Genomic DNA, 24,353 nt, shown 5'->3' on the forward strand with positions numbered 1-24,353 from the left:
TAGCCTTTACTTTTTCTTTCTCCCTTTTGGCCCCGTTGCTGCCTCACATTCGAGGTGGTGGCGGGGCCTGTTTTTGTTTTCGGGGTTGCCCGTCCGGTTTGGGGTTTTGGTGTGGCTTATATCGAGCAGAGTGCATGCGAAAGGTTGATAGTGGACGATCAGGTCAAGCAGTTGGTGAAGAAAATGCGAATACACGGGGCTAGCACCGCTGTGATTGCAAAGCATCTGGTACTTAACCCAAATAGTGTTAAGACGCTTTGCCGCCGCCAAGGCTGGGCCCCTGATGCCTGTTTTGAGCAGGTTAGTGATCCTCGTGGGGTGTGGTGTCGACAGTGTGGCGAGAAAATCATGGTCGGTATGGGGATGAAGCGGCGGTGGTTTTGTTGTCAGGAATGCCGACGCGTTTGGTGGAAGAACCATCCAGAGGAGTCTAGGCGTAAAGCTTTCTACCATTTCACTTGCTGCTGCTGCGGCAGAGGGTTTGTGGCTTATGGGAACGTGAAGCGTAAGTACTGCACTCACGCCTGCTATATCCGTGATCGTTTCCATCGGGCAGGTGAGGTGGGGTGAACAGCGCGCGGTTAGCTGCCGAGGCAGGGTTTGGGCAGGTGAGCTTTCAAGTCGACCAGCTTGTTGAGCGTGGCATCCTCACAAGGCCTGAGTCTCTTCGTGTTTTACAGCGGCTTGCTGTCGTTTTTGGGGCTGAGATTGGTGGGCTGAAAACTGCTGTTCGACTGGATAAAGCGCGTGGTTAGAGCGTGTATAGAAGCGGCAAGGATACAAACAGAGAAAGGGCAATGGTTATGGTTCAGTTGCGAAGAATCAGCCCACCCCCAGAAGTGAAAAAGGCTAAGCGTGTAGTGGCTTATGCGCGTATATCTTTTGAGACTGAGCGCACTCCACGATCTTTGTCGCTGCAGGTTTCTTATTATTCGAAGCTGATTCAGTCCACTCCTGGCTGGAGGTATGCGGGTGTTTTCTCTGATTCAGGGGTTTCTGGTACCACGACTAACCGGGCGGGTTTTCAAGAAATGCTCGCTAAAGCCCGAGCCGGTGGAATCGATCTGATTATCACCAAATCGATCTCTCGGTTCGCCCGTAACACGGTCGACCTTCTGGAGGTGTGTCGTGAGCTTAAAGGTATTGGTGTGGAGGTGTTTTTCGAGAAAGAAAACATCTCCACTTTTAGTGACGACGGGGAGCTGATGCTCACCTTATTGGCGTCGTTTGCGCAAGCTGAGTCGGAGCAGATTTCAGCTAACGCGAAATGGCGGGTTGCTAAGAAGTTTGAGCAAGGTTTAGCTAACGGATTCCACCTATACGGCTATAGCCCATCGGCTGATGCAGCCGACGTGCAAATAGTGCCAGAGGAAGCTGATGTCATTCGCTGGGTGTTCAAGAGCTATATGGAGCAGGTGTCGTGTGAGGCCATGGCTCGCGAACTCACCAAACAAGGTGTTCGTCTGCCAAACCAACCCACAGACAATGTCGCCCCTGAATCGCTTCGTTTCATTTTGAAAAACCCCACCTATACCGGTGACCTACTGTTGGGACGGTGGTTCGTGCCCGAAGGCAAAATCGGTCGAACGATCAAGAACACTGGTGAAAAACCCAAGTATCTGGTTGAAAACGCGATCCCAGCAATCATTCCGCGTGAACAATTCGACCAGGTGCAGCAAGAGATTGCCAGACGCCGTGCTCTTGGTGCTCGGGCGAACTGGTCGATCAAAACCAGTTGTTTCACCTCACTGATTAAGTGCGGGATCTGTGGGCGTAGTTTTTCCAGGTCCGGGAAACGAAACACCCAAGGTGTCGTCAATTATGTGTGGATCTGCCGGACCAAACGAGACGGACCAAAACGCACCAAAGGACGCCGCTGCACAAACAAGACGATCCCCGAGGTAATCCTGCAAGAAACCACCACGAAAATCCTGGGGATAGAACAGTTTTCTACTCAAGCCGTAGAGGCTCGGATTGAACGTATTGATGTGCCTGAGGCAAACAAGCTGATCTACACACTCAAAAATGGCACTCAAATAACTACTGAATGGTTATCGGATCTTAAGAAGCGCTGCTGGGATGATGCGGCTAGGGCTAAGAAAAGTCGCGACTTAAAACGCTACTGGGCAAGTAAGCAACACAAAACCAAATAGAACAAATAGGGCAGAGGAGAGGAAGTAATGGCTCGCACGGTCACTGCGATACCGGCCACCAAACGCCTGCACACGCTGGCTCCGATCAACCAGCCCACCATCAGGCGGGTGGCAGGTTACGCGCGCGTGTCCACAGACCATGAAGACCAAGTATCGTCCTACCAAGCCCAGGTTGATTACTACACCAGCTACATACAAAACCATGCAGGCTGGCAGCTCGCCGGCATCTACACCGACGAAGGGATCACCGGCACCAGCGTGCGCAAACGCGAAGGCTTCAAACAAATGCTCACCGACGCACTCTCAGGGCGCATTGACCTGATCATCACCAAAAGCGTGTCTCGATTCGCCCGCAACACCGTAGACTCCCTAACCACCGTGCGCAGGCTCAAAGATGGCGGGGTGGAGGTGTTTTTCGAGAAAGAAAACATTTGGACTTTCGACGCTAAAGGCGAACTACTGATCACCATCATGAGCAGCCTGGCCCAAGAAGAAGCCCGCTCCATATCCGAAAACGTCACCTGGGGACACCGCAAACGCTTCGCAGACGGCAAAGTCACCATCCCATTCTCACGTTTCCTAGGCTACGACCGCGGCCCAGACGGCAACCTCGTCATCAACCCAACTGAGGCCGTGATCGTGCGACGAATCTACGACCTATTCCTCGACGGGCAGTCTTACACAGGCATCTGTAAAACCCTCACCGACGAGCACCTTGCCAATCCGACCGGAAGCCCCTGGTCGGTAACCAGAATCAAAGCTGTACTAACCAATGAGAAATACAAAGGCGACGCACTATTGCAGAAAAGCTACATCGCCGACTTCCTCACCAAGAAACAAGTCAAAAACCAAGGTGAAGTCCCGCAGTACTACGTGAACGCAAACCACGAGCCGATCATCAGCCCGGCCGTATTCGACTTCGTCCAAACAATGATTGCAGAGATCAGCAAGAAAGGCCGCTCTTACTCACGTCACCGGATCTTCTCAGGCAAAATCCGCTGCGGGGCATGTGGCGGCTGGTACGGACCGAAAACCTGGCATGCCGGAACAAAATACGAAAAACGCATCTGGCGCTGCAACCACAAATACAACCACGACACCCCCTGCACCACACCCACCCTGGGCGAAGACGACATCAAAACCGCATATCTGAAAGCACTCCAACAAATAGCAGCGGACGGTATGAATGCCAATCAAGCGATGCTGGACGAAGCACTACAGGCAGAACTCGACACCAGCGCTCTCGAAACCGAAGCAGACAAGCTATTCGCTGAAGTAGAAGCCGCCAGCGCAGCCATCGACAAACTCATCGACCGCAACGCCAGCACCGCCCTCAACCAAGACGAATACACCCGCCAATTCCAATCGCTCACCACTCGCCACAGTCACCTAGCCGAACAACACCAGGCCGTAGCCGCACAGATAGTAGACAAACAAAACCGGCTCAAAGCCTACGAATACTACAAACAAGAAATCAGCGAACTCAACGAGCAGCCACTCGAATTCACCCCGTACCTGTGGCACGCGCTCTTAGATCAGGCAACAGCTAAGGATTACGACACGCTCGCATTCGTATTCAGAAATGGAAGCAAAATCAATATCTTTGCCAAATAAGCTCGCTTACTAAAACCATCGAGAACCGCACCCTAATCGTTGGGATCAGCTATTACTTGCAAGTACTGGACTCCGCCCTGGTTGATAAGGTCTCGTGCTAGATCATTCACGGTCGGCAACATTTCAGCGGGTGAGCTAAGTGGATCAACCTCTGTAGTCACCGGCTGGAACCTGACAATAGGCTCCACATACTCCACATCAAGAAGCAAATTGGTCATCCCCTCAGTGGTGCGAATATAGATCGGCTCGTTGCTCATACCAACGAGCCCGGCTCGAATACGGAAACCCCCGTTCGCTGTCCGTTCTTCCGCGTACTTTCGTAGAGCCGTGATGAAGTCGATGACCGCGATCTCGACGTGTACAGACATGCAATGATTGCTCAACCCTACAGGATAGTAAGAGTTTGCTCCTTCTCCGCTAACAAGCGAACCTAACTGGTAAGCACCCAATACAGTGCCATCGTCGTACAAAAACTTGCGAAACCCATGCGACGAGCTCGAACGATTCCGCATCACCCACTGCCGCATGCCTTTCTTGACCTCGCCAATATTCCACCAGCTGTCTGCTTGTTTTCTTAGCAGTTCGGGCAAGAGTGGCCTCCCCATGAACTCGTAAACATCGTTGAGACTGGCTGATTCGCGCTTGCTCACAAGCTCGATAGGAACCGCAGCCATGGCAAGAAACACGCCATCCTCTGGACGTAGTGCTATACAGGCCCGTTCAAAACGATCCTGAAGGAGACGCTCTTTATCATCCGCATACTGGAAACGTTCTCGAAATCCGCGCTCAATCTCGCGATCACTCATAGGGACGGTATGAGGTCCGTTACGACGTGGAGCAACAAAGGCATCATCGCCCTTCTTCGCGAAATGTGGGGCATCACGAGAATCAGGAACTCGCATCGCTACAACGCACCCCTCATTTTCTGCATCATTGATTGCGATCGTGAAGAACTGTATACCTAGAACCGGAGGTCCAATTTTCGCATACGAAACCCTAAATATTCTCTGTTGAATATCGGAATTCCACTGAACTGGGTAAAGCCTGGCGGCGGCACTATTTTCTTGATCTTCTTCAACACCAAAAAAGATCCAACCACCTCCACTATTCGCCATAGCAGCGATGTCTTTAGCCGCCTCATAATCCCAGCCGGGTTTTCGTCGATCATAGATGCTTCGTTTCCAATCAAGATCCGCAGTTTCTTCAACTCTGCTATCGACAGCTTGTTGCAGAATGCCTAAGGTCAGTTCACCTGGCGGAAGTCCTAATTCCCTATGTATCGGTGTGAACATTCCTGCCTTACCTCCTTGCGCTTACGAAAACTGGAAAGTGGCTAACAAACTTAGTGAACCCTCGCTGCCCATTTTGAACCCCTTAAGCAGCTAGCACTACAGACTCGCTACTTTGTATCCAAACCAGGTGGAAAGCTTCGAAAAATGTCAGGGACGCCAACTTGTCGTGGTACTTTTCCAGCCTGTTCCTTCGAGCCCTCTCACCCAATGAAGAATCATTGAGGATGCCGGCAAGCTCACCTTTCAGATCGTCCAAGAAAAGAGGGTCGATGACCTTGTGGATGTTCTCCGGAGACGTGTAGTGCATTCCACCGCTGCGGCGCGTCTCGGGGTTGAGGGTGGACTCGAATACGCCACCGAAAATCGTGGGGGAGATCTGTGACCAGTTCGTGCCTTCGCTCACCTCGTTGAGCAGGACGCCCAAGATCTCTTCGGTGAACTGTGGGATCTCCACGTCATGGGCGAAAAGACCACCGTTTACGTAAGGGAAGCGTTTTAGCTCTTCGGAAACGTACGGGTCGCGATCTTCCGGCTTTGTGTCCAAGTATCTGAACAATTCCTTCAGGGCTACCCGCACCTGTCTGGCAGGCAGACCCTGCAGATAGTTGTAGAAAGCATCCTTAGGAAAGATCTCCGCGTCCTCGGCAAACAAGCAAAAGACCAGGCGCACGCAGAGCACGTTAAGGCTGTGCTGGCTTTCCGGCGTGTCCGGGTCGTGGTATTGCCCACGCAGCATCTCGTAGATCTTACCGATTAGGGCGCCTGCATCTAACGAAACCTTCTCTTCGCGCTTACGACGTGAATGCTGCGGATCGATTAGGAAATCGAGCAGGTAGATCTGCTCGGGAAGCTCGGAAAGCTGGAATTCGACGTATTCGTTCGCCGGGTCCTCGCTCTCGAGACTGTGGATTCTGAAGGTCTCGAAGTTGCAGACGATGATGGTGTCGGGGCGCTGCGAGTTCGGCATGGAGTCGGCGTAGGCCTTTGCCTGCTCAAAAGGCGTGACCAGGCGGCCCTGCCGCTCTTCTGGCCTATCGAGATCGACTCCTAAGGACTTCTGCTCGATGAAAGTTTTGGCGTCGGGGACTATGACGTCCACAAAGCCTTTTTTGGAGGTGCGGTGCTCGAAATGGACGTTCGAGGTAACGTCCTCCATGCCGATGACGTCTCCGAGGAGTTCTAGCCAAAAAGAACCCGTATCGCCCTTCTCGTAGCCCCTGTCAGCCCACTTATCAGCAAATTCCTTAGCGGTCAGCTTTCTGTTTCTCGCCGCCACATTCCACGAAACATCCACCCTGTGTACCTTAGCGGTTGTAGCGGCGAATAGCCGTTAGCAAAAAGGTTTTATTTATTGCGCGTGGTCAGCTCTATGAGCGACGGTACGTCAGCGACTTGACCAAGAAAAAGCCACCTGCACAAGCCAGCGCCGCTCCCAGCCCTGTATAGAAGAACGAAACAAAAGTGTCTGGCAGCACTCCTGCACCGCGAAGACCGAAGCCAGCCGTCATCATTATTGCCATGATCAAGTAGGCGCGAGCATCAAAGAAATGCCAAAATGGTCTTGCTTTGGCAGGGTTCGATCGGATCCGGTTCACGTGCTTGCCCGCTGACTTTGTGAACATCGCCCCGAACGCCGCAAACACCACAACTGGCATGAGACAAATCCACGGGGCTGGCAACGTGCTGCTGGACAGCGCGGAAACGCCGATCCGAGTCACATTGAAGCCCGCAATACACCAGACAATGCCTGCTAGTGCAATTAGAAAGGGCTTAGAGATACGAAAATGTGGGCAATCGTTCATTACAGACTCGCTAACGCAGTGGATAATTCGCTCAAGCAATCCTAGCGCGACACCCTGTCTCATCAATAAAACAAGCTCTGAATTATCAGTCATTTAGTGACAAAATCAGCCCTGGCAAAGTCCAGCACTTTACTCGGGCAAAGCCTGCTTGTAACTGCCATGACGATCAATCGCCAAGCGGTAGAACTCGACGAGCTTTTCCGTGGCACCGCGCCACGAGTGACGTTCGGCCTCTGCACGGGCGAGCTTAGACATTTCTGCTCTCTTGCCAGGATCTTCGATTAACTGATTCAGCCGATCAACATAGGCATTAGTTTTTTCTTCGCCCTCGGGCGGGACGAGAAAACCGGTCACGCCTTCATCGATGAGATCGGGAATCCCACCCGCGTTAGCGCCGATGACGGGAACGCCTGAAGCCATGGACTCCAGACCCGCAAAACCGAGAGTCTCGGTGGTCGACGGAAACAAAAAGACGTCGGCGCTGGCATAGGCCGCCGCTAGCTCGTGGCCGCGCAGATAGCCGGTGAATACGGTCTTTGTGCCGCTGAACATCACCCTCAACGTTGCGGGCAACGTGGACTCCATTCCCTCCCACGGACTCGTCCTGTCCGACAATCACTTTGTTAACGGTAATTTCTACTCCAACATGGCCACAGGATTTAGCTGGTACTTGGCTGCTATCAACTGCGAGGATCTCGACATCAACATCGGCGGCAATGTTGGTTCCGAAACGGCTTCGACAAGCCAGGTCAACTACAACGGAAAGACGGCTCCCATCACTGCCGCGTCCTATGGTTTCACCTCCCATTTCGACAGGAATCTACCGGGTAGCAATACGGCTCCCTGGAAGAAGCTGCGGGCTCAGTACCGTGACAATAACAATCCGGCTCCGCTGCGAGATACCGGGCACGTGCAGAATCTTTCCTTAACCGTCGGCGGGAACATCCAGGCGGTCTCGAACAACCTCGCCTACGCCGCTGGCCTTTCCAACGACGTGGCCTCCGCCTGGGTAGACAATGCGAAGATCGCCGTCGGGGGAGACATCGCCGCCGTGATGAACACGGATTTCAAGCATCCTTGGCGCACCGAAATGCCCTATGCCTACGGCATTGCCGAGAACACTGGCGTGTTGATGAATTCAAGCCTGAACGTGAACAACATCCGGTTCTCTAGCCCGGAGACTCTCGACGGAAGTGCGTCGTCCGCCCCGGCCAATAATGTCGGCAAGATCGGAGTGGTCGGCTACGACGATAACCACGGATACCACACGAACATCAGCAACAACACCTTCAATATCAAGGAATCGGTGACCGCGAAGACAGGACTGCACCTGATATCACACATCGGGCACGGGATGCGCTGGAACTCAAGCAGTAAGTATGGCTTGAACTGGGTTGTCGTAAACAAGGACAACAAGTACTCCGTGGGCAAGGTCGAGCTGACCGGCACGAAGGGTGCCCAGATCGTCTTTGACGCACTTGGCGAGAAGACCCGCACCGGCGAACGCGATGACGCCAGGCTCCCGAAGCTACCGGAAGCGGCCTTGGAGAACACCACGCTCAATGTAGGCGAGCTCAAGATATCGAACCTAAAGGGCTCGACCTGGGCTAATTTGGGGCAGAGCAACATCGCTGGGGCCAAGCACAACTCCTTGACATATGGGAACATTTCAGTCGAGACGAATATCCTGCCTGAGTTCAATGGCTTGGGTGGGTTGAAGAACGAGGAACCCGAAACAAACGTCTACGAGCCGATTACCCAGAACAACCATCTGGTCACTGGCGACATCATCCTCACGGCGAACGACGCCAGATATGTTTCGTTGATGTTTGGTATTCAACCCACGGATCACTCCGTACGCAATAACAGTGCTCGGGTGAAATCTTTCGCGCTTAACGTAAATGATGAAAATGCAACGCGCCAGACCCTGGTCGGAGGCATCACCCCCTTCGCAAGAGGTGAGCTCACCGGCAACCGTGTTTACGTCGGAGACTTCACCGTAAATAGAAAGAAAACTAATCGGACCTGGATTTCACCGGGCATTGCTTTCGCTACAGGCGCAAAGATCACCGATAACAGCGTTTTCGTCGATAAAAACATCAGCATCGGGCACGCTGGCAAGGGCATCATCGGCGGGTTCATGGGCCGGGCTGCAAAGGCCACCAGCGTTACTGGTTCTTCTTTCCAGCTTGGCGGTGTTCAGAAGACGAGCGGCAATGGTTTGATTTACGGTGCTTTCGCGGGACAGCTGGCAGACGGCTCCACTGTCTCAAACTCTAGCGCATTAAATCTCAATGATTTTGCTCCCTTCGTTTATCAGAGCACTGGGAGCACCACGACTCCATCTACCCTGGACGGGGTAGCGCTGTACAACAATGCAGCTCTGCCCAACAACCTGCCCGCTCTGCAGCTGTCTGGCTCCACGATGTCCGTGGTGAAGAACTCCACGCTGCTAGTTCCTGCCGAACACGCTGATTCTCCGCTCTACTTTGCCGATCGCGTTATTGGCGACCAAAGCGTGAACAACTACGTGGTTGCCGTCAACGATAAGGACGGGGAGCTGAACCGGATTGCCTACAGCGCGGCAACCGAGAAGACCGTACAGGTTGATGATCAAGGTACAGAAAAGCAGGTAATCGCGCGTGCTGCAGAAGCTGAGTCTGTGGGCTCGATCAACATTTCGGAGCGCGCCTTTCAGAGCAAGTACTGGACCAATGATGTTTCAGCCTACGTGACGGGCGCAAACGAATCTGACTTTAGCTACATGAACAAGGATTCTTCTAACAAGACGATAGAGGCATTCTTGGTGGACAAGGGGGTCGTCTCGGCTGACCTCAAGCAGGGCAAGCTAGCGGACTACTACCACCGTCACGCGGGCCTGCGGGTTGCGGGCGGGCCGGTCTACGACCTGCTTGGGATCCCGGTAGCGGACAAGTTGCTCAAGCCCACACCGGAACCAACTCCGAGCCCGACTCCGACTCCGAGCAAAACGCCGAAGCCCAAGCCCGGCAAGCCGAAGCGCAACGGGCTGCCCAAGACCGGCGGTGATCTGGTTGACGGTCTCAGGGCTGTAACGCTGCTGCTAGCTGCCGGCAGCCTGGCCATGTTGGCACGCAGGCGTCGGGGCTAAGCCAAGATAGGTTCACCCCCGGCCTAGCTGGGGGGCGAACTTGACAACACGTTTAGAACCAAGAGGGACATCAAGTTTCACAAGAACGGTTCTTGGCAAGCCGCTATTTCTGGCTAGCAAAGATAGCCAGCTTAGCTGCTCGATTTTCCAGCCGGGAGCGCGGCAACTAAAATCAACTAGAATCAACCTGTCGACAGCTACCCCTGTCCCGACAACATTTTGAAGGGGAGAAGGCATGAGCCTGCGCCGTAAACTATTTACTTTCGCCCTGGTCTTGGCGATGATTTCGCTGATTGTTCCGCAAGCGCGGGCGCAAGGCGACACTTTGCACTTTCACGCCACGGTTTATTCGCGCGAGGCGCCTACGAGCCTAAAAGTCCAGCTTGGTAGCGGCTGGTTCGGTGATGTCTATGAAGTTGATGCATCTGACGTAACAACATCAACACAGCTCGCCAACGGGTTGAATCGATATGAGATTGAATTTGGTCTTGACCCAGAATACTCAGAGGGCGAGACCGTTCCGATCAAGTTGTTGAAGCCGGGTGGCTGGCTCGGCACCACTCTCAGCGAGACGGTAAATGTTCCTGTCAAGAAGAATGCAAGCGGTGAGCTGTCCCTCAGCGTGGTATTGAAAGAAAAGATCAAGCAACGCTTCAACGTGAGCTTCGAGGACGTTTCCGGTGCCGCTATTACCGGTAGCCCAAGTATGTTTAACCTGCCGCTGACTGAGGGAAGCACCGGCTTTAGCTATCAAGTTAAAACTGATCAGAGCGGCACGTATTTCGAACGCGACGCTGACTACGACGAGAACGGCCAATTCATTTCAGCCGCGCCAACCGTTGACCAAGCAGCTACTTACCCCAACGTTACTTTCGGCAGTGGCAGCAGCTCGAAGCTATATGCCATTGAATCCGTTGCCCCCGATGGTAATAGCGGATTTAAGGTGGGCGTTCGCGAGGTCAAGCTTGAAACCATCAAGTACAAGGTAGCCATCGACCGCCCGTTCGATGTGCTGGGTTACAACGTCAACTGGCAGTTCAATTTGAACGGCGAGAAATCCACTAAGACAAATCCGAAGCTGAATATCCCTGCGGGTAGCGGCGAGTTCAGCACCGAGATTACGGCGGTGGATGTTCCTGAGGGCGCACGGCTAAGTCTCGGTGCGTTGCCCGATGAGTACATGTACTACTCGGTAGCCGATCAAAACTTTGACCCGGCCACGAATACCTTGCACGTCACGCTGGGTAAGAAGGTCTACTTCACCGCGTCTGATATTAAGGAGCTGAACTACAACGATTTTGGTGTTGAGCACGCCAGATCCGGGTTCGAGCTCGGCCTTTTTGACTCCGCGGGCAAGCTGATCGAGACGTCAGCTTTCGATAATGGATATCCGCCAAGGTGTCTATTCGAGAAGGTCGTTCCCGGTGAGTACACGGTGAAGGTACTGAAGGCTCCCGCTGACATGCAGGCAGGCTACGACCTAGAGAAGGGGCAGGCTTTCAAGCTAACCGAGGACGGCAGGCTCCAGATCAAGGCGATCTCTAGCGGAAGCCCCGAAACCGAAACCTGGATCAACCCCGACGGTGGCACCGACTCTCGCTTCGACAACACAGCGAAAGCGAAGGCGCTTATCGGGTACAAAACCCCGCTTCGCATCCTGGTGCCCAAAACCACCAAGTTCGAGAAGGCCATCTCGAACCCAGCCGATAATCCAAAACAGGCTGTGGTTAGCGTGGGCGACGAGGTCGAATTCACCATCTCCGGCACGATTCCCGGCGATCACCGCCTGATCATGAAGCATGACAAGTGGGTGGACTTCGGCGTCAAAAACGACATCAGCGTGGTCGACACCCTAGATGAGCGCTTTGAGTTCGTGGCAGGCAGCTTAAAGGTGCTCGAGGACGGGCAGCAGGCCACAAATTACAGCGCTAAATATGACGAGGGCAAGCGCCAGATATCTCTTGTAGACAACGAGAAAGCACATGTTAGTGAGTTCGATTTCAACAAGAAGATTTCCTATCGCGCAGAGAAAAAGGTCTCAGTAACTTTCAAGGCTAAGGTCTTGCAAGTTGGCGATAAGCCGCTGCTCAACGTTATTCCCGGTGACGAGGTCGAGGTCGTGCCGTACCTGGATCTGCTGGTCAAGAAACGCTGGAACGGCGGCGACGAGCTAATCAAGGATCTTGACCCAGAGAAGTACCTGGACAACTTTCAGATCGAGACCTGGCAGAACGATCAGAAGGTCAAAAGCGAACCGGTCAGGACGTATCTGAAACAAGGCAGCCTAAAGACGGAGGGAAAGAACTTCGAATTCAGGCTGGTGAAGCTACCCAAGTACTCAACAGACGAGCTAGCGAAGCCCGCAAACCAGAGGGTGCCGTTTAGCTATAAGGTCGTCGAGAATCTGCCGGAAGAGCTGCAGGGCAAGTTCGAGGTTAAGAGCTCGGTTCGGGCTGGTGAATACCCGGAAACGAGCATCGTGGAATTCGAAAATGCCTTTGTCCCGCCCACACCGGAACCAACTCCGAGCCCGACTCCGACTCCGAGCAAAACGCCGAAGCCCAAGCCCGGCAAGCCGAAGCGCAGCGGGCTGCCCAAGACCGGCGGTGATCTGGTTGACGGTCTCGGGGCTGTAGCGCTGCTGCTAGCTGCCGGCAGCCTGGCCGTGTTGGCCCGCAGGCGTCGGGGCTAAGAGGCGGTTTTCGTAATATTTGGTTACGCTCTTTACAGGTGTTGCCCAAAATATCTGACTTATATATGGTGAGCCCTAACCGAACCAATATTTTCGCCGAAAGACATTTAACGAGGAGGAGTCTCGATGAAATCGAGAGTCAGTAAAACCTTGAGCGCATCGGCTGCCATCGCGCTCGCTACTACCTTGCTGGGGGGAGTAGCTAGCGCGGCTCCTCCGCCGGCCGCCAATAACAGCTGGACTCTGGATGTCAGGTGGAAATACCTGGACAGCAACCAGTACTGGGGATTCGACGAATCTCGGATGGGACAGAAGACCAATCTTTTGTTTTACTGCAATATCAAAGGTAAAACTGCTCCTGGCGCGGAAGAGCAGGTGATTAGCCATAAGTGGCCAGCTATTCAAGTCGAATACGGGAAGAAGGCCACTTACGAAATTAAGACCGAATCTGAGGTCACCGTAAACGGCCAAAAATACGTTGATGTAAACGTCGGGCCTTGCTTCCACTACATGTGGGACGGTGATGGATTCGCGCGCGATCTAGCCACCTCGGTTTCAGAAGACGCGACAACTCGAGTGCAGGAAGTGACAATTCAGCAGATTGCAAATACTGATTTCCAGTTTGCCCTGACCGAGGGCAAGATCCACCCGGACGATCGTGGCACAGCCGTGGGGCAGACCACAGTACCGATCACCATCGGCCTGAATAAAACTTATAAAGGCCAGACAGCCGCCCACAAACTTAAAAATGGAGAACTGGCTGAAAACACCTACAATTTCGCCGACAAGGCGGTTCACCACCCCAGCGCTGAATATGCAAACGGTAAAGAAACACCAATCACTAGGGGTGCCAGTGGCAACGAATACGACCTCTATAGCTTTTACACCGGCAAATATCAGAGCTTTAAGCTGACCGCTAAGTTCGGCAACGGCAAAACAAAGACCGACGACGGGCGCTACGAGATCCAGAGCGTCACCGGCGACGAGACGACCGGCTGGACCGTGAACGTTAAGTCGAATGTAAAGGAACGCACTCCTGAAGCTCCTACCGTTACTGCATCCACCGAGGTAGGCGTGCTGGGCACGGTTAACATTCCGGTCGAGGCTGATCCCGCCAACCCGGTCTGGAAGTACGAGCAGGTTAAGGTGAACAAGGCCGGCCAGGAGGATCCGAATGGCACCTTCGTCAAGGTGACTGCCTCCCTGGTTGACCCGGTGCTGAACTACATCCCGGAGGGCACCACCACCGAGTGGACGCTGAACGTCTCGCCGAAGGCGGCCACTCTGACCCCGGCAAAGCCCATCGCGAAGGCACCGAACTGGAACGACACCAGGACGCCAGCCGACACCTCGGTGACCATTCCGCTCGACGGCGGCAAGGTGCAGCCCGGCACCACCGTGACCGCCACCGGCCCCGGCACCGCAACGCTGAACACGGATGGTTCCATCACGGTTAAGCCCAACGCAGGTGCTAAAGCCGGCGACGTCATCAAGGTTGTCGTGCTTGACCCCAGCGGAAACGTGATTGACGAGATCACCGTCACCCTGGATCCTGTGAAGGCCAAGAAGGTCAAGAAGACCAAGAAGAAGGGTCTACCGCAGACCGGAATGAACGGCGGCATCGGCGTTCTCTCCATCGCTGCCCTTGGCGTAGCTGGTCTGGCAGTTGCAAGGCGACGCAAGGTCTAGCATCAGCAGCTATCACATAACAAAATGATCCTTGGCAGAGCCAATATGTTTCTGCCAAGGATCTTTGTTTGCCCGAAAACTACTCGGTGAAATCTTCTGGTGCTCTAAAGGCCGCCGGCTAGGTCATTTACCTAGTGCAGGTCGACGGCCTGCTGGTAGAACTCCACTAGCTTCTCGGTGGCGCCGCGCCAGGAATGCTTTAGCGCCTCCTCGCGAGCCAGCTTGGACATCTGCGAGCGTGCCTGCTCATCGTCAATCAAGCGCGTGATCAGTTCGACGTAGGCCTCGGTTTTTTGTTCTCCGGTCGGAGGCACCAGATAGCCGGTCACACCGTCGTCGATCAGGTCAGGAATGCCACCAGCATCCGCACCGATCACCGGCACGCCTGAAGCCATGGACTCCAGACCCGCAAAACCGAGAGTCTCGGTGGTCGACGGAAACAAAAAGACGTCGGAGCTGGCATAGGCCGCCGCTAGCTCGTGGCCGCGCAGATAGCCGGTGAAGACGGTCTTTGTGCCGCTAAACATCGATTTCAGACGGTCGGAGGCCGGGCCGGAACCGATGAAAGCGAATCGAACATTCGGCATCTGGTGCACGACTGGCAAAAGGTCTTCAAGATTTTTCTCGCTGGACAAGCGGCCAGCGTAAATAGCCAGGGGCTGATCCGGATGCCCATCGGTCAGGCGACGACGCATCTTCTTAGAAAACGCGTCGGGGCTATAGGTCTTAGTGTCCACGCCCTTGGGCCAAAGATCCACCCGCTCCACACCAACCTGCTGGGCGCGCTCCACCATTTGAGGAGACGTGCAGAGATTGACCTCGGCCTTATTGTGCAAATACCTGGTCCACTTAGTGGCGGTATTTGTGAGCAATCCAAGATGCAGCTTCTCCGTATAGCTGCTCAGCTGGGTGTGATAACTGGCTAGGAGAGGTATATCCCTTCGCTTTGCAGACAGCACACCATACGCTGCTAAAGCAGCTGGATTGACTGCGTGCACTACGTCGGGGGCGAACTTGACCATCTTCCGTGCGATATTCGGGGTTGGCAGACCAACCTTGATCTCCGGATACCACGGTCTAAAAGAGAACGACCTAACCCTGACTATCTTGAACCCTTTGTATGACGGGGGAGGGGAGCCGGGCGCGAAGACAATAGCTTCGTGTCCCAGCTCAGCCAACTCGTCGAGAGTTCTAACTACTCGAGTCACTACACCGTCGATCTTCGGCAGGAAGACTTCGGTGAAAATCGCTATCCGCATTAATCCAGATTGTCGGGAACGCCGGCCTTTTGATTCTTGGTCCACAAAGACCGAGCAGGAATCTTGCTTAGATCCGCACGATCTTTGTACTTCATGGCGATCTCGTTGATCTCCATGAGCAGACCCTCGGAAAGAGTCGTCGGGTTGAGGCCAAGAGCCAAGAAGTTGTCGTTCTTGACGTGCAGTTCATTCTCCTGAGCTTCGTTACGCGGGTCCGGAACGTTAGCGATCTTCGCGCCTGTCAGTTTTGAAACCAGCGCAGCAAGATCGCGAACCCTGTGAGTCTCGGTCATCTGGTTGAAGATCTTGACTCGGTCCCCACGCTGGGGCGGGTTGTTAATAGCTAGTTCTATGCATCGAACGCTGTCTTGCAGGTGAATGAACGCCCTGGTCTGGCCGCCCGTCCCATGGACGGTCAAGGGGTAGCCCACCGCGGCCTGCATTAGGAACCTGTTCAAAACAGTTCCGTAATCGCCGTCGTAGTCGAAGCGGTTGATGAGACGATCATCCAGCTGGGTCTCTTCGGTGTGGGTGCCCCAGATGATGCCCTGGTGAAGGTCGGTGATGCGCAGCGAATCGTTTTTGGCATAGTACGCGAATAGCGTCTGATCCAGCACCTTGGTCATGTGGTAGATAGACCCCGGGTTAGTGGGGTAGAGGATCTGGGTTTCGATGGGGTGAGGCTCAACCTGGTTGCCGTGCTCATCCTCATCGCTCATGACCTGAATGTCGAGGTAGCCTTCGGGGATCTTCATGCCGGCAGTGCCATAACCGTAGACACCCATCGTGCCCAAGTGAACTAGGTGAATGTCGAGGCCTGACTCTACAATCGCGCAGAGCGTGTTGCTGGTTGCATTGGTGTTGTTGTCCACCGTGTAGCGCTTCTGCTTGCTGCCCTTCATCGAATAAGGGGCTGCTCGCTGCTCGGCAAAGTGGATGATGGCATCGGGGCGCTCGTCGATAAGCAGCTTAAGGAACCTGTCGTATTCCTTGGCTACATTCAGCGTCACAACATTCAGATCTTTGCCGCTAACTTCCTTCCAGGCCTTCTTGCGCTCGACCATGGAACGGATAGGGGTAAGAGACTGCACACCTAATTCCTCGTCGATTACCCGGCGAGAAAAGTTATCTACGATCGTGATGTCGTGACCAATCGCTGAAAGATGCAACGCCGCGGGCCAGCCGCAGAATCCGTCGCCACCGAGCACGAAGATCTTCATAGTGCGCAACTCCTAACTGAAAGTCTCTCAAACCACCTTAGCCGGTATCGGAGTCGCTTTTACCCTCAAAGTCTTCAGAATCCGCATCGTTAAGCGAAGATTCATCTTCAGTTATCTGACGCAAGAATTCCTCGACTTCAGCTCCGATCTGATCGGCCGTCGGAATCTCGTCACCTGATTCGGTTAGTGTGCGCCTGGCAACGAACTCGTCGTAGCGGCGTTCTAACTGTTCGATGACCTCTCTAAGATCTTCGGAGCTTTCCACCTGAGAATCGATGGCGGCATGGGTAGTCTCCGAGATCTTCTGCAGCCCGCCCTCCGGCAGATCGAGCTCCTCCATCTTTCGAAGAGTTTTGATTAGCGCTAGCGGCCCATCGACGAATTCGAGGTCTGCCAGATAGTGCGGGATGTGAGCAACCAATCCCAAAACGTCTTGGGAAGCCTCGCCTAGGCGCACAGCCAACATGGCAGTAAAGGAAGACTGAAGCTGAATGGATGCGGGTAGCTTGTCCCAGTCCGATATCAGGCCAGGCCTAGACGCGTACGCGTTAATGAAGACAGGACGCGTGTGAGGCGTGGGCGCGGGTATAGCCTGCAGAAAGATCGTCTGCTCTATACCTAGCTGCTCATTGAGCGCCTCGATACTAGAGGCCATCCGTTCCCAACGGAGGGAGGGCTCTGGACCAGTTAAAAGCAAAAATGGGACGCCCTGATCGTCAGTGACCTCATGTAGCACTATTTGTGGAGTCTGGTAGTCGGTAAAATGATCAAACTCAAAAACAATTCCTGGACGGTTATCCTTGTAATCGTGCAGCTGGTCGAAATCGAACTTGCCGACCTCGTGATTAGGCAAAGAGTTCAATATGTGATTGTTCAGAAGCCGCTGGGTATGACCCGTATCTCCGAAAGCGTTTAGGGTTACGACCAACGTTTTCAGGCGCTCATCAGCAGCCAACTCTGACTGACTGATGTGATCAGCGAATTCAAACAAGTTATAACCAGACATACTCACCTCCTGATAGTTACTTACATCAACGTAAGATGCGAGTTAACTATTCCAGAGAGCCTAGTTGATCAAACCCTCGTCGTCGCGGATATCCACTTTCAACGAATCATCCAAGTCGCCCTTAACGACTGACAGGTGGCCGCTTGGCTCGAGCAAAATGAAGTTCACCTCAGACAAGTCGTGGATGCCTTTTTCGCGAAGGTTGGAGCGAAGCTGGCTGGGCGTGATGTGGTAGCGACGCATAGTGCGATCTACCGGCTCGCCGTTCGCATAAATAATTTCTGCTCTGCGAGCCCTACGCCTGAAACCAAGAAGGTGACGTACACCGAATATGCTTTCCATGATGATCACTATGGTTAGTGCCACCATCCACCCGAATAGGGTAGGGGCATTTCCCAGCATGGCACGGGCGGAGATGGAGCCCAGAACGAGAGTTACGACAAGGCCACTGCTTCGCCTGTTGGCGTAAAACCGCTGACCAAGCGTGTAGAGCAATGCGGTAATCGCTAAGTAGATGACCACCGTAGCCACAGCCACACCCAGCAGCTGTGCGGGAGAAATACCAACTTGATGCCAAAATTGTTCCCAAAAATTCATGATTTGTATTTTAGAAAATTTTCGTCGGATCTGTTATTTGGCCGTTTACCCAGGTTGAAAAGTGCAGGTGGCATCCGGTGGACCAACCTGTTGTGCCAACCGTTCCAATTAGCTGGCCAGCCTTTACCGTTTGGCCCGGCTGCACGGCGAATCCGGAAAGGTGGTTGTATGTGGCCTTATACATACCGGAATCTACGAGAACCCTATTTCCGTAGCCTCTTTGATAGCGAGCGCTGATGACGACACCTGGCCATGCAGACTGGACCGGCGCGCCACAGGGGGCTCCGATGTCGGTGCCGTCGTGAAGTTCTGAAAAACCGACTACGGGGTTAACCCGGTAGCCGAATGGCGAAGTGATGGGGCCACTCGCTGGCCAGATTCCCTGCCCCTTTCCTGTAGGTAAGCCGGTTACTCCGCTAAGATCGAAATCTCCCTCGGCAAGCGAGCCCTCTAGAAGCTTGGAAGTCCTGTTCTTAATGGTCGTATCGTTAAGCTTCTTTAACAGATCCAATTGGCCGGGCGAGAGCTTTTCTAGCACCTCTTCGGCCTGTTTAATCTTTGCCTCGTACTCAGCCTTCAAAGCCTTCTGCCTGTTAACCTCATCGGCGGCTTTCTGAGTGAGCTCTTTTCGAATTGTCTTAAGGTCAGCGAGCCTTTCGCATTCAGACAGGCTTCGACGAAGCTGCTCATTGGTGATGTCGCCCACGTTGCGCATGGTGGCCAACTTTGACAGGAATCCTTGCGCGTCTTCGCTCTTAAGTAGGACGTTGGCCGTCGCCATAGTCTCGTGCCCTTGCTGCTGGGACATTGCAATCAGTCCGAGTGAGACTTTCGCATCATCGACTTTCTTTTGCTGAATTGAAAGCTGATCTTCTGCTTGAGAAAGCTTCTTTTCGGCCTCCTCCTGAGTCTTCTTAGACTTTTCAAGATTCTGCGTTACTCGCATCGCACGTCCCTGAATCTCGAGGATCTCATTCAAGGCATCGATTACCTTTTTATCCGTTGTTACGGAAGCAGCGTCTGCGAGTGTAATTTTGTCGAATCCGTCCACCGGTTTGATATCTGAGGAACCTTTAGAGCCAGAAGCTGATTCAGAATTTTTTGTGCTTTCTTTCTTTTCATCCTTGTTGGTTGTTCCGGAATCAGGTTTTGTCTTTTCTTCGTCCCGATTCGGCTTATCTGGGTGTCCAGAAGAATCAGTGCCATCATGATCTTTGGAGTTGTCGGCTGGATCATTATTGTCCGGGGCCGGACCGGTAGGCTCTTGCGGTGCCGCAGAAGAGGCTGCAGGGGCTGGGGTGTCTGGTTGAGCTGTTTCATTAGCCCACGAAACTGAAGTTAGCCCCGAAACTAAAAGAGCGATCGAAGCGACGCCTGAAACAAATCTGATTCCCCTAGCCATATCTGCAATTATAGAGTGAGAACTCATTAGTGGCGAAACGTCCCAATCCGCTCGTGTACTCATCAATAAATGATTAGTGGCCAAGGCGGATTGACTTGGCAACAGGCATCGAACTATTATCTTGCGCTTGTTAATAACGCGGATCGCAATCTTTTAGGAGATTCATTATGGAATCTAAGGTGCAGTTACTAGCTAGAGAGATCGGCTTCGACCGCGAAAAGTACATAAAGCTTCAAACCGAAAAGATCCTTAAGAGAAGGTCGAAGTTTGGTGGCAAACTGTACCTAGAATTTGGCGGCAAGCTATTCGATGATATGCATGCGTCTCGGGTTCTCCCGGGATTCACGCCGGATAACAAGATCAAGATGCTCGAGCAGGTCGCCGAAGACGTCGAAATAGTCATCGTCATCAGCGCAAACGATCTTGGGAACAACAAGGTTCGCGCAGACCTCGGAATCTCCTACGAAGAAGACGTGCTCAGGCTAATCGATGCCTTCCGTGGCAAAGGTCTCTACGTGGGTAGCGTGGTGATCAGCCACATAACTCCGGACAATCGTGATGCCAAGACCTTCAAGAGAAAGCTCGAAAGGGCAGGCATCAAGGTATACCGTCATTTCTTGATAAAGGGATACCCCTCAAACGTTGATAAAATCGTAAGTGACGAGGGCTATGGCAAGAACGAGTACATCGAAACAACTCGAAATCTTGTTGTCGTGACAGCTCCTGGCCCCGGTAGCGGCAAAATGGCGACTTGTCTGTCGCAGATCTATCACGACTACAAGCGTGGAATCACTTCTGGCTACGCAAAGTTTGAGACATTTCCGATCTGGAATCTTTCGCTTAATCACCCCGTGAACATGGCTTATGAGGCAGCCACAGCGGATCTCGACGACGTCAACATGATCGACCCGTATCACCTGGCCGCTTACGGCGAACAAGTGGTCAACTACAACAGGGACGTCGAGATTTTCCCTGTGCTGAATAGGCTCTTCGAGAAGATTCTTGGCGCCTCTCCATACAAGTCGCCAACCGACATGGGCGTTAACATGGCGGGCTGCTGCATCAGCGATGATCGGGTCTGCCAAGACGCCGCGAAACAGGAGATAATTCGTCGCTACTACAAGACGCTTGTCCAGGAGAGGCAGAACCTCTCTGGCTCTGAGCAGTCCGACAAGATAGCTTTGCTCATGTCCTCCTTGGGCATTAGCGGCGTAGACAGGCCGGTAGTGCAACCCGCCCTAGATACGCAAAAACGAACGAAAGGCCCGTCCTCAGCTATCCAGTTGCCAGATGGAAAGATCATTACTGGCAAGACTTCGGAGCTACTTGGTTGCTGCTCTGCGATGCTTCTGGATTCGCTGAAATATCTCGCTGGCATCGATGATTCGGTAAAACTGCTTGCCTCCGAGAATATTGAGCCCATCCAAATGCTTAAAACGCAGCATCTAGGTTCCAAGAACCCTAGGCTGCACACCGACGAGGTCCTGATTGCTCTGGCGGTTAGCGCAAATAGGGACGATAATGCGCGCAGAGCGCTCGATCAGCTTTCTGGACTCAACGGGTGCGATGCACACTCCACGGTTATCCTGGGCAGCGTCGATACAAACATTCTGCGTAATCTCGGAGTACAGATCACCTGCGAGCCGGTTTACCAGTCAAAGTCTTTGTACAAAAAGCACTAGGTTGGACTTACTGCTCGCATCCTGATCGGTGGGGGAGACGCGCTCGTTTGGATGTCTGCTATCTGTCTGATTCCAGGCATGTTCCAGTTTTGACTCAGATAAGTTCGATGTTCGGCCAATTGGGGCAGTTGGCGTCGGCTGTTGTGTTAGTGAAAATCCTTGCCTACGAAGGCTGGACTTCTTCTTTTCTAACTGTCGCGGCAGTAGCTATCGTTGCGATGATTTGTAGCGCAGCGGTTATCAACGATTCTCCGACGGGCCAGGTAACCCGAAGCGACGTTCGACTTTCAAGAGATGATCTACGAATAGTTATACGAAATCCTGGAGCCTGACTTGGTTTTTCGTGTACATGTCAGGAACATCAACATGGCTGATGTTTGCGTCGATGTGGGGATGTAACTATTTGGAGCAAGGTCAGGCAAGGACACCGCAACAGGCAAGTGGCTTCTTTACCGTCTTGGTGATTTCAAGCTTAATCGTTAGCCCGATTATCGGTGTTTTTACTTCACGCGTGGGTAATCACTGAAGCGAGCTAGCGCTAATAGGAAACAGTCCCACCAGCTGGCGTGCAGCAATGAGCTGCACGCTACCAGTTATGTGCTTATCAGTCTTAGGGATTCGTGGTGCCAGAGCCAAAGCTCTTTCTGTCAGATGAGTTCTAGCGGAACTCCATTTATCTTCACGTCTACGCTGGCCTCAGGGGATAACTGAATATGCGCCACGAGCGAATTATCACCATTCTCGACCCGGTAGGAAATCCATTCGTTCTGCTTGTCTAAAACACTCAGTTTTCCGTTAGAAAGCCACGTGTTCGCGTTTCTCATCGACGTGCATTTTTTGTAGGTCGAATAGATTCCTTGCTGCTCTCCAGTTACCTCGATGGAATCGGGGAGGGGAGGGCGAAGTGCGTCGTCGGCTGAAAGATCGGCACCCTTGGCTCCGACGTAGCCAACTTCGTCTCCGTAGTAGATGCTCGGGCATCCCGGAAGCGTGAAGAGCAACACCGCGGCCACGTTAGCTAATTCGCCAACTTGGCTAGCGATGCGTGTCACATCATGGTTTCCGATGAAAGTTTGGGGGATGAAACTCTCGCAGAACTGCTGATGGCGCTCTAATGCGTGGGCCAGCTCCCACATATTCGTTTCTTTTAGGCTGCTCCAGATTGCCTTCCAAAGCTCATACTGAGTTAGTGAGTCAATTGTGGTTTCTTCGACGATCTTCGGATAGTCCCCGTGAATCACTTCGCCGATGAATAGCGCGTCTGGATATTCCTTACGTACCTCCGAAAGGGTCTCGCGCCAAAAGTCTGCGGGGACGCTATAGGCGGCATCTAGGCGCCAAGCATCTGCACCCAAAGCTAGCCAATGCTTCATTACAGAGATGATCAGCTCTTTAACCTCGGGGGAGTCGTGGTCCAAAACGGCGAGGTCTAGATTGCCTTCCCAGTGCTGCGGGTTAGGGCCGGCTAGCTTCACTAAGCCATGACCTGCGCTCAGAGACTCGCTAACTAGTTTGTTTTGTACGCCTACGTGGTTGAAAACGCCGTCCAAGCAAATCTTCAGGCCAAGCGTTTTTGCCTCCGAGACGAAAACCTGCCAATCTTTTGCATCTCCGAGCCTGGGGTCTAGTTCGAAGTAATCGAGCGTGTCGTATCCGTGAGCCGTTGATGTGAATATGGGGCCTAAAAGAATTCCTGAGCAGCCAAGTTCTTTTGCGTAGCTCAACCAGGGAATCAGCTTGAGAATACGATGTCCTGAATCGTCTCCTTGACGGTCGCGAATGGGAGCGCCAACGGCGCCTAATGGATAAAGGTGCCACCAGGTGGTTTCCGTAAGGATCTGCTGAGCTGTCATCCAAATTCCTTTGTTGTTGGGTCAAACAAGTCTACTTGCAAAGCGATGCCTAGGTTGCTCGTTGATGCCAACTGGAAGTTGGGGAAGAGGTGCGGAAGCTGATTTGCCGGGCAGAACCGGAAAACTACCTTAAAATGACATAATGTACATTATCGGACAAAGATACGTGTTCGCGAAAGCGGTAGATCTACGCCCTAGTGCTGTTGGAATGGAATATAACCCTCACGGTCCCTGTCTCGTCTTTGTACACCTCGGCGTCTACCTCAAAAACCTTTTTGATTATCTGAGGCGTAATAACTTGCTCCGGCGTGCCTGACATCTCCACGCGTCCGTTTGAGAGCAAAAAAATTCTGTCGCAGTACATTGCGGCGACGTTCAGGTCGTGAATGGCCGCAACGACCGTCCTGCCGGAGGTCTTTATCATATCCATCAGCTGTAGCTGATACTTGATGTCCAGGTGGTTCGTGGGTTCGTCCAGGATCAGGCAATCCGTTTGTTGCGCCAGAGCCCTGGCCAGAATCACACGCTGGCGTTCGCCGCCAGAAAGCGTGCTGAAGCTGCGAGTCGAAAAATCGCTCATCTCGACTGCAGCCAGCGCCTCGTCAACGATCCTCATGTCTTCTGCATTGTCGGACTGCAGCGCGTGTTTGTATGGCTCTCGGCCCATCAAGACGATGTCTTTAACAGTGAAGTCGAAGCTATAAGAATTGTGCTGAGCTAATACCGCCAGCTTCTGCGCCGACTCCTTGTACGACATCTTGCTGATTGGCTCACCGGAAAGGTCTATCCAACCTGCGTCAGGCTTTAGCGTTCTGTATATGCACTTCAATAGCGTCGACTTGCCAGAACCGTTAGGGCCAAGAACACCGACGAATTCGTTGCTCCTCGCATCAATGCTGGTGCCGTGCAGAATCTTGTTTCCGCCGAGCGTTATTTCTACTTGGTTGGCTGAAACGTCCATG

18 protein-coding genes are annotated in these 24,353 nt (G+C 53.1%); 6 read left to right on the top strand and 12 right to left on the bottom strand.

Annotated elements, in window-relative coordinates:
• Positions 1-6 precede the first annotated feature (6 nt).
• The gene (locus tag HMPREF1255_RS09755; protein WP_197016957.1) at positions 7-549 is read right to left on the bottom strand and encodes a hypothetical protein; all 543 of its coding nucleotides are present in this window, start codon (positions 547-549) and stop codon (positions 7-9) included.
• A 254-nt stretch (positions 550-803) separates the two neighbouring features.
• On the opposite strand from HMPREF1255_RS09755, the gene HMPREF1255_RS02335 reads away from it, so the two are divergent.
• Positions 804-2,153 carry a recombinase family protein gene (locus HMPREF1255_RS02335; protein WP_024110602.1) on the top strand — a complete coding sequence of 450 codons (1,350 nt, stop codon included), beginning with the start codon at positions 804-806 and terminating at the stop codon, positions 2,151-2,153.
• Between the two features lie 27 nt (positions 2,154-2,180).
• Positions 2,181-3,767: a recombinase family protein gene (locus HMPREF1255_RS02340; RefSeq protein WP_024110664.1), complete on the top strand. Its 1,587-nt coding sequence runs from the start codon at positions 2,181-2,183 to the stop codon at positions 3,765-3,767.
• Between the two features lie 32 nt (positions 3,768-3,799).
• Here the strand turns inward: HMPREF1255_RS02340 and HMPREF1255_RS02345 are convergent, their stop codons facing one another.
• The 4 genes from HMPREF1255_RS02345 to HMPREF1255_RS02360 form a co-directional block, all read right to left on the bottom strand.
• The gene (locus HMPREF1255_RS02345) at positions 3,800-5,059 is read right to left on the bottom strand and encodes a helix-turn-helix domain-containing protein (protein ID WP_024110722.1); all 1,260 of its coding nucleotides are present in this window, start codon (positions 5,057-5,059) and stop codon (positions 3,800-3,802) included.
• A gap of 82 nt (positions 5,060-5,141) precedes the next feature.
• On the bottom strand, positions 5,142-6,353 hold the full coding sequence (locus tag HMPREF1255_RS02350; RefSeq protein WP_024110752.1) for a type IIL restriction-modification enzyme MmeI: 1,212 nt from the start codon (positions 6,351-6,353) through the stop codon (positions 5,142-5,144).
• Between the two features lie 73 nt (positions 6,354-6,426).
• The gene (locus HMPREF1255_RS02355) at positions 6,427-6,954 is read right to left on the bottom strand and encodes a hypothetical protein (protein WP_024110926.1); all 528 of its coding nucleotides are present in this window, start codon (positions 6,952-6,954) and stop codon (positions 6,427-6,429) included.
• Positions 6,955-6,990: 36 nt separating this feature from the next.
• Entirely contained in the window at positions 6,991-7,413 is a 423-nt protein-coding gene (locus HMPREF1255_RS02360; protein ID WP_304412441.1) for a glycosyltransferase, read from the bottom strand.
• Between HMPREF1255_RS02360 and HMPREF1255_RS02365 the strand changes: the two genes are divergently transcribed.
• The 3 genes from HMPREF1255_RS02365 (at position 7,385) to HMPREF1255_RS02375 (ending at position 14,372) form a co-directional block, all read left to right on the top strand.
• Complete coding sequence (locus HMPREF1255_RS02365) at positions 7,385-9,991, top strand: hypothetical protein (RefSeq protein ID WP_155948429.1); 2,607 nt, start codon at positions 7,385-7,387, stop codon at positions 9,989-9,991. The two genes, HMPREF1255_RS02360 and HMPREF1255_RS02365, sit on opposite strands and share 29 nt — an antisense overlap.
• A 235-nt stretch (positions 9,992-10,226) precedes the next feature.
• Positions 10,227-12,683 carry an isopeptide-forming domain-containing fimbrial protein gene (locus HMPREF1255_RS02370; protein ID WP_024110839.1) on the top strand — a complete coding sequence of 819 codons (2,457 nt, stop codon included), beginning with the start codon at positions 10,227-10,229 and terminating at the stop codon, positions 12,681-12,683.
• A gap of 126 nt (positions 12,684-12,809) precedes the next feature.
• Positions 12,810-14,372, top strand: coding sequence for a hypothetical protein (locus tag HMPREF1255_RS02375; RefSeq protein WP_024110949.1), 1,563 nt, complete (start codon positions 12,810-12,812; stop codon positions 14,370-14,372).
• A gap of 131 nt (positions 14,373-14,503) precedes the next feature.
• On the opposite strand, the gene HMPREF1255_RS02380 is transcribed toward HMPREF1255_RS02375, so the two are convergent.
• The 5 genes from HMPREF1255_RS02380 to HMPREF1255_RS09340 are packed head-to-tail and all read right to left on the bottom strand — an operon-like array spanning position 14,504 to position 19,919.
• Positions 14,504-15,631, bottom strand: coding sequence for a glycosyltransferase family 1 protein (locus HMPREF1255_RS02380; protein WP_024110873.1), 1,128 nt, complete (start codon positions 15,629-15,631; stop codon positions 14,504-14,506).
• On the bottom strand, positions 15,631-16,851 hold the full coding sequence (locus tag HMPREF1255_RS02385; protein ID WP_024110579.1) for an NAD-dependent epimerase/dehydratase family protein: 1,221 nt from the start codon (positions 16,849-16,851) through the stop codon (positions 15,631-15,633). The genes HMPREF1255_RS02380 and HMPREF1255_RS02385 overlap by 1 nt, the downstream gene beginning before the upstream one ends.
• Positions 16,852-16,888: 37 nt before the next feature.
• Complete coding sequence (locus tag HMPREF1255_RS02390; RefSeq protein ID WP_024110523.1) at positions 16,889-17,857, bottom strand: PAC2 family protein; 969 nt, start codon at positions 17,855-17,857, stop codon at positions 16,889-16,891.
• Positions 17,858-17,917: 60 nt separating this feature from the next.
• Positions 17,918-18,454 carry a DUF421 domain-containing protein gene (locus tag HMPREF1255_RS02395; RefSeq protein WP_024110698.1) on the bottom strand — a complete coding sequence of 179 codons (537 nt, stop codon included), beginning with the start codon at positions 18,452-18,454 and terminating at the stop codon, positions 17,918-17,920.
• A gap of 10 nt (positions 18,455-18,464) precedes the next feature.
• Positions 18,465-19,919 (bottom strand): M23 family metallopeptidase, encoded by a 1,455-nt coding sequence (locus tag HMPREF1255_RS09340; protein ID WP_081717317.1) that lies wholly within the window; start codon positions 19,917-19,919, stop codon positions 18,465-18,467.
• A gap of 104 nt (positions 19,920-20,023) precedes the next feature.
• Here HMPREF1255_RS09340 and HMPREF1255_RS02405 point away from each other — a divergent pair, with 104 nt between their 5' ends.
• Positions 20,024-21,538: a DUF1846 domain-containing protein gene (locus tag HMPREF1255_RS02405; protein ID WP_024110851.1), complete on the top strand. Its 1,515-nt coding sequence runs from the start codon at positions 20,024-20,026 to the stop codon at positions 21,536-21,538.
• A 647-nt stretch (positions 21,539-22,185) separates the two neighbouring features.
• Here the strand turns inward: HMPREF1255_RS02405 and HMPREF1255_RS02410 are convergent.
• Positions 22,186-23,391, bottom strand: coding sequence for an alpha-amylase family glycosyl hydrolase (locus tag HMPREF1255_RS02410; protein WP_024110758.1), 1,206 nt, complete (start codon positions 23,389-23,391; stop codon positions 22,186-22,188).
• Positions 23,392-23,578: 187 nt separating this feature from the next.
• The gene (locus HMPREF1255_RS02415; RefSeq protein ID WP_016456156.1) at positions 23,579-24,352 is read right to left on the bottom strand and encodes an ABC transporter ATP-binding protein; all 774 of its coding nucleotides are present in this window, start codon (positions 24,350-24,352) and stop codon (positions 23,579-23,581) included.
• Position 24,353: the final 1 nt, after the last annotated feature.

Origin of the sequence: Propionimicrobium sp. BV2F7 (assembly GCF_000510445.1) — a bacterium.
Taxonomy (GTDB): Bacteria; Actinomycetota; Actinomycetes; order Propionibacteriales; family Propionibacteriaceae; genus Propionimicrobium; species Propionimicrobium lymphophilum.